The sequence below is a fragment of the Kitasatospora sp. NPDC032757 genome, from assembly GCF_055579305.1.
On the sequence record NZ_JBVINN010000007.1, the window covers coordinates 208367 to 220622 of the forward strand.

The window sequence follows — 12256 nt, forward strand, 5'->3', positions numbered from 1 at the left end:
GCGGGTCAGCCCGCGGACGGGTACTGGGTGGCGTACAGGCCCCAGTGGTGCGGCGTCAGGGCGACGTCCTGCATGGTGCCCTGGACGAACATCCGGGCCCACGTGCCGCCGGCGCCCTTCTCGGGTGCCCGCTCCCGGAAGAAGATCTCCCGGACGCTCTCGTTCTGGACGTGCAGCTGGAGCAGGCGCTGGTAGGTGCCCAGCGAGCGCAGGTGGATCAGCCAGTGGATGCGGTCCGCCGGGCCGAAGGCCTCCTCGTACAGGAGGACGGTGGCTTCGCCGGCCAGGTTGTCGTTGATCGCGGCCGCGGCCTCGCGGGCGAACTGGCGGGCCTCGGAGCGGTAGTCGTACTCGATCTGGGCGGTGCGGTGGATGAGGAGCCCGGCGTTGGCGGAGTGCAGCAGCTGGTCGTCGCCCTGGCCGGTCTGGTGACGGGCCGACGGGAGCACGACGGCGGTGCCGGTGTCCTTGAAGACGGAGCTCTGGCGTTCCAGGGTGCCGTCCACCGCGGTGCCGTACATGCCCCAGAACTGCGGCAGCAGGACCGCCTCGCGCAGGGTGCCGTCGACGAACATACGGGCCCAGCTGCCACCGCCCTTCTCCTCGCCGATCCTGATCTTGCCGAAGAGGTTGCGGTAGCCCTCGTCCTGGCTGCCCATGCGGACCAGCGTCTCGTAGCTGTCCATCGACTTCAGGTGGATCAGCCAGTGCACGAGGTCCTTGGTGCCGAACGTCTCCTCGTAGACGAAGACGCTCGCCACGCCCTGCTGGGTGGTGTTGATGTACTCGGCGAGTTCCCGGGCGAACTCACGGGATTCCGAGTGGAATTCGCCGCGTACCTGGGCGGTGCGTTCGACGATCATTCCGGAGTTCCCGGAGTGCAGGATGTGCTCCGGCGCCAGAACGGTCTGGCCGCCGGCCGGCGGCACGGCCGCCCGGGCGTTTCCAATGGATTCCGGTGCTCCGGTCTCCGATGTCGACATGGGGCCCTCCTGATCGAATGCGAGCGAATTCCCGAGCATTCTGGAATTCGCCTGTCAGAGACTATTCAGCGGGGTGCCGATTTCCTGCTCACAATTGCGCACGCCGGAGTTCGTCCGTCCGGTCGGCCAGCACCGCGGCGGCGCCCGTCATCAGGTGGCCGGCGATGACGTCCACATGGCGCCGGCGCCAGTCGGCCAGCTCGGTGCCGGCGACGAGCTGGTTGAACGCGCCCATCGCCGGGCCGCAGTGGATCTGGTAGTTGACCTGCTGGTCGGGGGTGCCGTGCAGGGCCAGCCTGGTCGAGTGGACGAAGTACCAGCGGAAGACCAGCGCCATCCGGTGGCGGGAGCTGCGGGCGGCCCGGGCCAGCTCCTCGGGAGCGGTGCGGGCGAGGTGCGCCTCGGTCTCCCGCCAGACCTCCTCGACCGGGCGGCCGAAGCACTGTTCCTCCAGCGAGCGCAGGGTCGCGGCGTCCAGACCGTCCAGGCCGTCGTGCTGCCGGTAGAGCTGGTAGAGCTTGTTCGCCCGGGCCGGGAACAGCGTGCCCTTGCGGACCACCTGGACCCGCGCGCCCAGTTCGAACATGTCGCCGGCCGGCGCGTAGGCGGTGTCCTGGACGTCCAGCCCGGCCAGCATGTCCTTGACCGCGTCCGCGGTGCCCGCCTCGGGGGTGCACTGGTTGACGGAGCCGGTCAGGACGAAGTCGGCGCCCATCAGGAACACCGCCGCCACCGCCTCGGGGGTGCCCAGCCCGCCGGCCGCCCCGACCCGCACCCGCCGGTGGTAGCCGTACTCGGCGCCCGCCCGGTCCCGCAGCCGGGCGACGGTGGGCAGCAGGGCCAGCGCCACGGCGCCGTCGGTGTGGCCCCCGGAGTCGGACTCCACGCAGAGGTCTCCGCTGACCGGCAGCTCCCGGGCGATCTGCGCCTCCGGCTCGGTGAGGGCGCCCTCGGCCAGCAGCCGGCCGACCAGCGCGGCGGGCGGCGGCGCCAGGAAGGCCTGGGCGACCTCCGGCCGGGAGACCTTGGCCACGACGTGGCGACCGGCCCGGGGCCGGCCAGCGGCGTCGCGGCCGGCTCCGCTGAACCGGGCCCGGACCAGCGCGGGGGTGATCCGGGTGAAGCCGGCCGCCTCCACACAGCGCACCCTGGAGCGCACGAGGAGCCCGGCCAGCGCCCACTCCCTGGCCTGGTCGGCGGGCGTGTGCAGCAGGTTGGCGCCGTACGGGCGGTCGGGGCCCAGCTCCCGGGCGATCCGGGCGAGATCCCGCTCGATCCGGTCGAGGCCCAGGCCGCCGGTGCCGAGGAAGCCCAGCAGGCCGGCCCGGCCCATTCGCAGCACCAGGTCGGCCGAGGAGATGCCCTTGTACATCGAGCCCGCCAGGTAGGCGGCCCGCACGCGGTGGTCCGCGCGGAACTCGGCGCTGCCCAGGCTCTCCGGCCGGAACTCCACCCGGGCCGGGGCCGGTTGCGGGCCGGCGGGCGCCGGGCGGGCGGACCGCGGGCCGGCGGGCGCCGGGCGGGCGGACCGCGGGCCGGCGGGCGCCGGGCGGGCGGACCGCGGGCCGGCGGGGGGCGCGGGTTCCGGCGGCCGCGTCGCGGTGGCCCCGCGGTCCTTCAGGGCCGTCTGCCAGAGCCCGGTCAGCACCGTGCCCGGCCCGCACTCGCGCGCCTCCCGCACTCCGAGGTCGATCAGCCGCGCCATGCTCTGCGCCCAGTGGACGGGTTCGGCGATCTGACGGGCCAGCAGCGCGGCCACGTCGCTGCCGTACGGGGCGGCGGTGACGTTGGCGATCACCGGCACGGCGGGCGGGCGCAGCGTGAAGCCGGCCAGGTGGGCGGCGAACGCGGTGGCGGCGTCGCGCATGTACCGCGAGTGGAAGGCCGTGCGGACGGCCAGCGGCACCGTCCTGGCGGCCTTGTCCTCGCGCAGCCGGGCGGCCACCGCGCTCAGCTCGGCGGCCGGGCCGGAGAGGACCAGCTGGGTGCGCGCGTTGTGGTTGGCGATGTCCACCGCGGTGGCGCCGTACCGGGCCAGGGCCTCGGCCAGCTGCTCGGCGGGCAGGCCGACGACGGCGAGCATCCCCGCGTCCTCCCGCCCGCCCGCGGAACCGTCCGCAACACCCGCCGCACCACCGCCCGTGGCACCCTCCGCGGCGCCGGCCATCAGCTCGCCACGCCGTTTGACCAGGCGCAGCCCGGTCTCGAAGTCGAAGCAGCCGGCCGCGAACAGCGCCGCGTACTCGCCCAGGCTGTGGCCGGCCAGGACGTCGGGCCCGGGCTCGCCGTCGGCGCGGGCGGCCAGCACGGTGAGCGCCTCCACCGTGAAGAGCGCCGGCTGGGCGTAGCGGGTGTCGGTCAGCCGCTGGTCCGGGTCGTCCAGGAGGAGCGGTGCGAGCGGGAAGCCCAGGACGGTGTCGGCCGTCGCCAGCAGCTGCGGGAAGCGCTCGATGAGCCCGGCGCCCATGCCCCGCCGGTGCGATCCCTGTCCCGGGAAGATCCAGGCGCGCACGGGTGTCCTCTCGTCGTCGGAGTCGATCGGAGTCGTCGGGGTCACAGCGGCCGTCGGGGTCACAGCAGCCGCCGGGGTCGCTGGAGCCGCATGAGCACCCGGCCGGTGCGGCGCCGGACGGGCAGAGCCCCGGACGGGCAGAGCCTCGGACGGGCAGAGCCTCGGACCGGCGCCGTGCCGCGCCCGCCGGGGCCGGGTTCAGCGCGGCGGCAGCGGCGCGGCGGGGCCCGTCCCGGCGGTGTAGCCGGCGATCCGCTCGCGGACCTGGCCGGTGGTCATCAGCCGGACGAACTCGTCGACCGCCGTCCGCTGGGTGCCGTCGTCGAGGATCCACAGCCGGCGCATGTAGCTCTTGAGGTCGGCCACCGTGTCCGGAGGCAGTTTGGAGGCACGGAAGAGCAGCCGGCGCAGCGCCGGCGCCGGGTCGTCGGCGAGCTCGTCCACGAGCCCGTGGGCCGCGGCCTCCGCCGCGGTGACCGGCAGGGTGCCGAGCGACATGGCGTACGCCCGCTGGAAGCCGACCCGGCGGATCAGGAACGGCAGGACCGAGCAGGGCAGCAGCCCCCACAGCGCCTCGGGGAGGCTGAAGCGGCTGCGGCCGGTGGCGTGCACGAAGTCGCTGGCCGCGGCCAGGCCGACGCCGCCGCCGACCGCCTGGCCGTCCACCTGTGCCACCACGATCCGCCCGATCGTGGTGAGGCGTTCCAGCAGCGCGAAGTAGTCGTCCCCGCCCTGCCGGGTGTCCGCGGCGTCCGGGCGGGCGGCCTCCGCGACGCCGGAGAGGTCCATGCCGCTGCAGAAGGTGTCGCCCTCGGCCCGTAGGACGACCACCCGGCAGTCCTCGGCCTCTTCGGCGAGGTCCAGGGCGGCCCCGAGTTCGGTGATCAGCTCGCGGGTGATGCTGTTGCGCTCGGCGGGCCTGGTGAGCGTGACCGTGAGCCGGCCGCGGTCCCGTTCCAGGCGCAGCGTGCGCGGGCCGCCCGTGGCGGGCGTGGTCAGCTCCACCGGTACCTCCGGTGGAATCCGCTGATCTCGTCGAGGACCAGGAGCCCCCGGCCGGCGAAGGCCTGCTCGTAGACGGGCCCGTAGTCGGCCGGGTCGAAGGCCTGGTCGCGGACGCCGGCCATGCGCAGCGCGCCGCCGTCGGCGATCGTCTCGTACTCGGGCATCGAGAGCGGGTAGCGGTCCTCGATGGCCGCGTCGATGCCCAGGGCGGCGAGCTGTGCGCCGGCTCCCTCGGGCACCACGCCGCTGTAGAACTCCGAGGCGCAGCCCGATCCGTAGGAGAACAGTCCGACCCGGCGGGCCCCGGCGAGGGGTCCGTCGTGGTCGATCATCGAGCACAGGGCGAGGTAGAGCGCGGCGGAGTAGACGTTGCCGACCCGGGTGCAGTAGTCGAGCGAGGGGGCGGTGCGCTGCTCGAAGTCGGCCTCGGTCTTGGCGGCGCTGTACCCCTTGAGGGTGCGCAGCAGGGTGCGGTGGGCGCCGCGGACCATGCCGGCGAAGGGTGTGTGCAGGACGAGGCGGTCGAAGGTGGTGACGATGTCCGCCCCGGCCACGCGCTCGGCGTAGTGACGGTAGCTCTGTTCGAGGCAGGTCAGGTAGGAGAGCAGGGAGAGGTCGGAGTTGCCGGCCTCCAGGTCGGGGCGGGGGCGCAGGGTGTCCATCACCTCGAAGCTGTGGAAGCCGCTGGCTCCCGGGTCGAGGGCCAGGATCCGCGGCCGGCCGCCGACGATCATCGCCACGGCGCCGGCCCCCTGGGAGGGCTCCCAGTAGGTGTCGCGGGCGGCGGCGGAGGCCGCGTCGGCGGCGATCACCAGGGCCTTGGCGTCGGGGTCGGCGCCGACGGCGAGGATCGAGGCGGCGCTGCGCAGTGCCGCGGTGCCGCCGTAGCAGGCGTGTTTGGTCTCGAAGGAGCGGCATCGGCGGCCCAGGCCGAGGGCGTCGTGGACGTAGGTGCTCAGCGGTTTGCCGTAGTCCAGGCCGGATTCGGTGCCGACGACGACCAGTTCGATCCGGTCCCGTTCGGCCGGGGTGAGGGCGTCGACGAGCGGCTTCGCGGCGTTGACGGCGTTGCTGACGGCGTCCTCGCAGGGCAGGTTGACCGACTTCTGGCGCATCATCAGGTTGCCGAAGCGGCGCACGTCCAGCCCGCGGGCCTCGAACAGGGTCCGCACGTCGAGCGAGGCCCGGCCGACGTAGGCGTTGACCGCCTCGATGCCGACCTCCATCTAGCCGGCCGCCGGCGCGTGGTGCGGGACCAGGACGGTCTCCTGGAGGGTGCCGTCCAGGAACATCCGGCCCCAGGTGCCGCCGCCGCGGCCGGCCGGGATCCGCGGGCCGGTCAGGATCTCGCGGAACTCGGGGTCGGTCTGCTCCAGTTCGACGATCAGGCGGTAGTCGTCGAGGCTGCGCAGGTGGATCATCCAGTGGATGCGGTCCTGGGTGCCCCACTGCTCCTCGTAGAGGAAGACGGTGGCGTGGCCGGCGAGCTTCTCGTTGATCCGGTCGAGCCAGGCGAAGGCGAAGTTGCGGCCGTCCTTGCGGAACTCGAACTTGACCTGTCCGGCGCGGTGGACGATGACGCCGGCGTTGGCGCTGTTCAGCTGCTGCTCGACGGGCTGCCGGCTCTGGTAGCGGGCCGGCACGGCGAAGAGGCCGCCGAGGTCCTCGTCGTGGCCGGCGTGGGTGAGGCCGTGCTGGGGCACGATCACCTTCTCCTGGAAGGAGCCCTGGACGAACATCCGCTCCCAGTTGCCGCCGCCCTGCTCGGTGAGGCGGTCGTTGGTGGCGACCTCCTGGAACTCCGTGTTGTGGTCGACCATTTCCAGCAGCTGGCCGTAGTCGTTGGGGGCCCGCATGTGGATCAGCCAGTGCAGCCGGTCCTGGGTGCCGAAGAGTTCCTCGTAGACGAATGTGGTGGCGTTCGGGTGCAGGGCCTTGTTGGTGAAGAACTGCAGATCCCGGGCGAACGAGCGGCCCTCGGTCCGGAATTCGTAGGTGAGCTGTCCGACCCGGTGGATGATCAGCCCGGAATTCCCGGTGTGCAGGAGCTGCTCGGGCGGCTCGGCGACCTGTTCGGCGGCCGGCGCACTATCGGTCCACGCCATGGGGGGATTCCTTTCTGCCCGGTTCCGCGGATGGGGCCGGTGGCCGGTCCGCACACCCGGCTCCGCGGTGCGGCCACGCTAACCGGGCCCGGAAAGGGGGCTCTGCTCAATGTTGGGCAACCCCTCGCGGCGGCAGATCGACTAGACTCCCGCACAAGCGGACCGCGTGGTCCTCTTGGCTCGACGCGGGCTGTGGCTGCTCACGGCCCCCTGATTGGAGTGCGCCTTCATGACCTCTGTCACCAGCGAGTCCCTGCGGTTCGACAAGGACGCGGACGAGTACGACGCGTACCACGGCGGCCTGGAGCGCGGGCGCAAGGCCGCCGCGGACCTCTCCCCCCACCTGCTCCCCGGCCCGGTGCTCGACATCGGCCTCGGCACCGGCCTGGTCGACGTCGGCCTGACGGAGCTCGGCCACAGCGTGCTCGGCGTGGACGTCGCGCCGCAGATGGCCGCCCGCGCGCACAGCCGCCTGAACGGGCGGGTCGTGGTCGGCAGCGGCGCGCACCTGCCGTTCGCCTCCGGCTCGCTGCCCAACGTGATCATGGTGCACGTGCTGCACGTGGTGGACGACATGCAGCGCGTGCTCGCCGAGACCTCCCGGGTGCTCGCCCCCGGCGGCCGCCTGGTCACCGTGCACGGCGTCCCCGTCGCCGAGCCCGACGACCTGGTCGCGGCCGAGGCCCCGCTGAACGTCCTCAAGCCGCAGGTGCCCGACACCCCGGAGCGGCTCGCGGACGCCGCCGCCAAGGTGGGGCTGCGGGTGCTCCAGGAGGCGTCGGTCAACCCGTACGAGATCGACCTGACGCCCAACCAGTACGCGGACAGCATCGCCGGCCGGGTCTGGTCCTACCTCAAGGACGTCGACGGGCAGGACTGGCAGCGCCTGGTCGTCCCGGTCGTGGCGGCCCTGCGGGCACTGCCCGACCCGGACCGCGAACGCCACCAGGTCTGGCGCGTGCCGCTGACCGTCCTCGAGAAGAACTGACCGGCCGGGGGGCTGACATGGGATCCACCACCACCGACGGACAGCCCGCCGGCACGCCCGGCCTCACCCTCACCGACGTGCTGCGCGAACGGGCGGCGACCGATCCCGACGGCGTCGCGATCGTCATCGACGGCCGCGCCCCGCTCACCTTCGGCGACTGGAACCGCCGGGCCGACGCCGCCGCCCACGGGCTGCTGCGCCTGGAGGAGTCCCGCCGCCGCCGGATCGCCCTGTACTTCGGGGGGCTCGACTGGATCGACTACTCCATCGCCTACCACGCCGCCCAGCGGGCCGGCGCGACCGCGCTGCACCTCAACGACACGATGCCGGCCGACGAGGTCGCGCACCGGCTGGCCGAGTGCGGCGTCAACGGCATCGTGCACGGGAGCGCGCTGGCCCCGCCGGCCGGCTTCACCGGCTGGACGGCCGACCTGAAGGAGCTCGACACCGGCCGCGACGACGTGCCGGCCCAGCAGCCGCGCATCGACGGCATCGCCGACATCCTCTACACCTCGGGCACCACCGGGCGGGCCAAGGCCATCACGGTGCCGCACGGCAACATGATGTTCGGGCGGGCCAAGCCGACCATCGACGCCCTCGGCCACGCGGACCACCTGCTCGCCGCGATGCCGCTGGGCACCTCCTCCAGCCAGGGCACGGCCTCGCTGTCGCTGCTCTCGCGCAGCGTCCTACTGGTCGCCCCGCCCGACGACCCGGAGCGGATCGCCGAATCGGTCGCCCGTCACCGGGCCGGCTCGATGATGATCACACCGGCCACCGCCCTGGCCCTGGTCCGCGCCCGCGTCCACGAGCGGCACGACCTGTCCAGCATCCACACCGTCACCACCGCCTCCTCCGCCTTCCCGCCGGCCGTCGCCCGTGAGCTGCTGGCCATGCTGCCCGGGGCGACCCTCGCCATGGCCTACACCTCGCTGGAGGCCGCACCCGCCGTCACCCTGAACCTGTTCGACCCGGCGAGGCCGCTGTCGATGGGCCGCCCCGCCCACGGGACCGAACTGAGGATCACCGACGAGCAGCAGCAGCCGCTGCCGGCCGGCGAGGTCGGCGAGATCTGGATGCGCACCGCCGCACCCAGGCGCCGCTACCTCGACACCGACCTCGACCAGCGGTTCAACATCGGCGACTGGACCAGGATGACCGACCTCGGCCGCGTCGACGAGGACGGCGAACTGACCTTCTTCGACCGCTCGGTCGACGCGGTGCGCAGCGGCGGGACGCTGATATCCAGCATCGCCGTCGAGGCCGAACTGTACGAGCACCCCGACGTCCGGGAGGTGGCCGTGATAGGCCTCCCCGACCCGGAACTCGGCCAGGCCCTCACCGCCGTCCTGGTGCTGACCGGCCAGGGCCGGCCCGACGACGTCCGCGCGTTCGCCGAGACCCGGCTGGGCAAGGCCGAGCACCCGGCCCGCTACATCGTCACCGACAAGCTGCCCCGCAGCTTCCTCGGCAAGGTCCTCAAGCGCGAACTTCGCGCCCGCTACGGCCAGCCGGCCTGACCGGCCCGGTCCGGCCGCTCGCTCCCCGACCACCCCGTACCGTCCCGCACCGCCCCGCCCCGCACCGTACCGTCCCGCCAGGAGGAGATCCCGATGCCCCTCGACCCCGCGCTGCTCGCCGTCCTCGGCTGCCCCGACCACCCGGACGCCGGTCTGCGGGCCGACGACGACCACGGGTCGCTGACCTGCCTGGAGTGCACCCACGCCTTCCCGGTGGTCGGCGGCGTCCCCGTCCTGCTGCCGCCCCAGCCCCGGCAGTAGCGGCGGCCGCCGTGCCCGGCGAGGCCCGTGCCCCGTGGCGGGCCCGACCGGGCCCGTGCCCGAGCCGGTGACCGCGCCGGCCTCCCGGCCGCACCGGCCGGCCCCGGCCGCTCAGGGTGAGGTCGTCGGGCCCCGTCCCGGTCGGGCACCATAAGGCCGGGCGCCCGCTGTACTCCGTCGGGGCGCCTGCCGGCACCGGCCCGGCCGACGCGGGCGGGGGCGGCGCCCCCGCTCCCGCGCCGGGACGGCGCCGCCGCGACACCACCGCCTGGAGGTACCCGCACCATGTCCAGAACCCCCGCGTCCGGCGCACCGGCGGCGCGCTCGCGTGCCGACGCCGTCCGCAACCAGCGGCTGCTGACCGACGCCGCGGCCCGCTCCTTCGCCGCCGGGGGCCTCGGCGTCCCCGTCTCCCAGATCGTCCGGGAGGCGGGCCTGGGCAAGGGCACGGTGTTCCGCTGCTTCCCGACCAAGGACCACCTGGTCGCCGCGATCGCCGCCGAGCGCCTCGACGAACTCACCGAGCTGGCCGAGGCCCTGGCCGCCGAGGCGGACCCGGCAGCGGCCCTGTACTCCTTCATGCAGGCCGCCGCCCGGCTGTTCGCCGCGGACCGGGGCTTCTTCGAGTCCCTCTCACTGCCGCCGCACGCCCACCCCGAGGTCCTGGCGGCCGAGGGGAAGCTGACCGACGCGGTGGACGTCCTGCTGGGCCGGGCCCAGGAGGACGGCGCGGTCCGGGCGGACATCAGCACCGTGGACGTCCTGCTGCTGCTCGGCGGTATCCGGCAGGCCGCCGCACCGCTGCTGGCCACCCTGCCCGACCTCTGGCAGCGCTACCTCGACGTCGTCTTCGCCGGCCTGCGGACCCCCGCACCCGGCGCACCCGAACCGGCCGGCGCCGGCACCGGCGCCCCGTCAAGGGCCGACTACCGCCGGGCCGTCGAGGCACTCGGCGCACCCTAGAACCCGTCCCCTGACCCCTCTCCCGACCCGGGCCACCGCGTGACCCGGTCCGTCCGCACCACCCGCACCGCCGCCCGCCCCGCACCGCCCGCACCGCCGCCCGCCCCCGCCGGGGAGCGCCCGGTGCGGCAGTGTCAGCACGAAGCGGACCACGTGGTCCGCTTCAGGTGCTACGATCCGGCGAGCCGGCACCGCCGGGTCCACCGACCTGCTGTCCGTCAGGAGCGCTTGTGACCACCTCACCCGCGAAGGACACTCCCCCGAGCCCGGCCGCGGCATCGCTCGGACCGGGACGGCCCGCACTGATCATCGTGTTCCTGTGCCTGGCCGACCTGATGGTCGTCCTGGACGCCACGATCGTGAACGTCGCCCTGCCGTCCATCAAATCCGGCCTCGACATGAGCCAGGGCGACCTCCAATGGGTCGTCAACATCTACGCCCTGATGTTCGGCGGCTTCCTCATCCTCAACGGCCGGCTCGGCGACCTCTTCGGCCGCAAGCGGCTGCTGCTGGCCGGCGTCGTCCTGTTCACCGTCTCCTCCGCGGTGAACGGCCTGGCCACCGACGCCACCCTGCTGATCGCCGGCCGCGGCGTCCAGGGCCTGGCCGGGGCGATGATCGCACCCGCCGGACTCTCCATCATCAACACCTCCTTCAAGGACGCCTCGCTGCGCACCAAGGCGCTCGGCGCCTGGGGCACCATCGCGGCCGCGGGCGGCGCGCTCGGCCTGCTGCTCGGCGGTCTGCTCACCGCCTCGCTGTCCTGGCACTGGATCTTCTTCATCAACATCCCGATCGGCGCCGTCGTCCTGATCGGCTCCCGGCTGATCCCCGACTCCCGGCTGAACGAGGACGGCGACCGCTCGGTCGACGTGGTCGGGGCGGTGACCGTCACCGGCGGCCTGCTGCTGCTCGTGCTGGTCCTGAGCAACAGCGAGTCGTGGGGGTGGACCTCCACCCGCACCCTGCTGACGGCCGCCGGCTCGGCGGTCCTGCTCGCGATCTTCACGGTGGTCTCGCTGCGCGGCCGGTCGCCGATCGTGCGGTTCGGGATCTTCCGCATCCGCTCGCTGGCCGTCGCCGACCTCGTGCTGCTGATGCTCACCTCGGGCGTCTTCTCGATGTTCTTCTTCTCCTCGCTCTACCTCCAGGGCATCCTCGACTACAGCCCGCTGCGGGCCGGACTGGCCTTCCTGCCGGCCGCCACCGGTGTGATGCTGGGTGCCGGCCTGGCCCAGCCCACCGTCTCCCGGCTGGGGCCCGTCCCGGTCGGCACCGCCGGCCTGACCGTCAGCGCGGGCGGCATGCTGTTGCTGGCCCGGCTGCCCGAGTCCTCCAGCTCCTACGCCGGCGACCTGCTGCCCGGTCTGCTGATGCTCTCCGTCGGCCTGGGCATCGCGTTCGTCCCGGTCACCCTGCTGGCCACCTCCGGCGTCCCCGAGGCGGACGCCGGGCTGGCCTCCGGGCTCTACCAGACCACGCAGGAGATCGGCGGCGCCATCGGCCTGGCCGTGCTGTCGGCCATCGCGGTGCGCCGCACCGCCGGCGAACTCGACGGCGTCGACTCGCCGGACACCGCGACCCAACTCGCCGCCCAGGTCTCCGGGTTCAGGGCCGCGTTCGCCGTCGGCGCGCTGCTGCTGCTCACCGGCGCCATCCTGTTCGCCGCCCTGCTGCGCAAGCGGCACGTCGAGGCGGTCCTCAAGGACATCGCCCCGCCGGAGGCGGCCGAGCAGGCCTGACGCACACCCGACCGCCGAGGGCCTGTGAGCGCCGCCGCGCCTCACAGGCCCTCGGTGGTGGGTGCCGCCGTGGTGACGGCCCGGGGGGGTGCCCACCTCGGTGGTGGTCGTCTCCTTAAAAGGGAGGGGGGAGTGGAAGGAAGGGGGGGAGGTAGAACGGATGTGGCGGGGCCGGGA

At 73.8% G+C, this 12256-nt stretch carries 10 protein-coding genes; 5 read left to right on the plus strand and 5 right to left on the minus strand.

The features are described from left to right. Positions 1-5: 5 nt before the first annotated feature. From ACZ5WK_RS12935 to ACZ5WK_RS12955, 5 genes are all read right to left on the minus strand, one after another. A complete protein-coding gene (locus tag ACZ5WK_RS12935) occupies positions 6-983 on the minus strand; it encodes a DUF6039 family protein (protein WP_331742015.1) in 978 nt (325 codons plus the stop codon). Between the two features lie 88 nt (positions 984-1071). Beyond that, positions 1072-3540: an ACP S-malonyltransferase gene (fabD, locus tag ACZ5WK_RS12940; RefSeq protein ID WP_465547395.1), complete on the minus strand. Its 2469-nt coding sequence runs from the start codon at positions 3538-3540 to the stop codon at positions 1072-1074. Positions 3541-3693: 153 nt separating this feature from the next. Continuing rightward, positions 3694-4500, minus strand: a complete 807-nt coding sequence (locus ACZ5WK_RS12945) for an enoyl-CoA hydratase-related protein (protein ID WP_465547396.1) — start codon at positions 4498-4500, stop codon at positions 3694-3696. Then, entirely contained in the window at positions 4491-5726 is a 1236-nt protein-coding gene (locus ACZ5WK_RS12950; RefSeq protein ID WP_465547397.1) for a hydroxymethylglutaryl-CoA synthase family protein, read from the minus strand. Before ACZ5WK_RS12950 ends, ACZ5WK_RS12945 begins: the two co-directional genes overlap by 10 nt. Beyond that, a complete protein-coding gene (locus ACZ5WK_RS12955; RefSeq protein ID WP_331742004.1) occupies positions 5727-6605 on the minus strand; it encodes a DUF6039 family protein in 879 nt (292 codons plus the stop codon). Between the two features lie 229 nt (positions 6606-6834). On the opposite strand from ACZ5WK_RS12955, the gene ACZ5WK_RS12960 reads away from it, so the two are divergent. The 5 genes from ACZ5WK_RS12960 (at position 6835) to ACZ5WK_RS12980 (ending at position 12079) form a co-directional block, all read left to right on the plus strand. After that, positions 6835-7593, plus strand: coding sequence for a class I SAM-dependent methyltransferase (locus tag ACZ5WK_RS12960; RefSeq protein WP_465547398.1), 759 nt, complete (start codon positions 6835-6837; stop codon positions 7591-7593). A 17-nt stretch (positions 7594-7610) separates the two neighbouring features. Next, entirely contained in the window at positions 7611-9113 is a 1503-nt protein-coding gene (locus tag ACZ5WK_RS12965) for a class I adenylate-forming enzyme family protein (RefSeq protein WP_465547399.1), read from the plus strand. A 93-nt stretch (positions 9114-9206) separates the two neighbouring features. Continuing rightward, positions 9207-9374, plus strand: coding sequence for a Trm112 family protein (locus ACZ5WK_RS12970; protein ID WP_331741995.1), 168 nt, complete (start codon positions 9207-9209; stop codon positions 9372-9374). A 285-nt stretch (positions 9375-9659) separates the two neighbouring features. Beyond that, a complete protein-coding gene (locus ACZ5WK_RS12975; protein ID WP_465547400.1) occupies positions 9660-10337 on the plus strand; it encodes a TetR/AcrR family transcriptional regulator in 678 nt (225 codons plus the stop codon). 230 nt (positions 10338-10567) lie between these two features. Next, complete coding sequence (locus ACZ5WK_RS12980; RefSeq protein ID WP_465547401.1) at positions 10568-12079, plus strand: MFS transporter; 1512 nt, start codon at positions 10568-10570, stop codon at positions 12077-12079. The last annotated feature ends 177 nt before the right edge of the window (positions 12080-12256 follow it).

Coding starts and splice junctions, on each gene's coding strand:
- ACZ5WK_RS12970 (WP_331741995.1), top strand. CDS start 9,207: ATGCCCCTCGACCCCGCGCTGCTCGCCGTCCTCGGCTGCCCCGACCAC.
- ACZ5WK_RS12965 (WP_465547399.1), top strand. CDS start 7,611: ATGGGATCCACCACCACCGACGGACAGCCCGCCGGCACGCCCGGCCTC.
- ACZ5WK_RS12975 (WP_465547400.1), top strand. CDS start 9,660: ATGTCCAGAACCCCCGCGTCCGGCGCACCGGCGGCGCGCTCGCGTGCC.
- ACZ5WK_RS12935 (WP_331742015.1), bottom strand. CDS start 983: ATGTCGACATCGGAGACCGGAGCACCGGAATCCATTGGAAACGCCCGG.
- ACZ5WK_RS12960 (WP_465547398.1), top strand. CDS start 6,835: ATGACCTCTGTCACCAGCGAGTCCCTGCGGTTCGACAAGGACGCGGAC.
- ACZ5WK_RS12955 (WP_331742004.1), bottom strand. CDS start 6,605: ATGGCGTGGACCGATAGTGCGCCGGCCGCCGAACAGGTCGCCGAGCCG.
- ACZ5WK_RS12950 (WP_465547397.1), bottom strand. CDS start 5,726: ATGGAGGTCGGCATCGAGGCGGTCAACGCCTACGTCGGCCGGGCCTCG.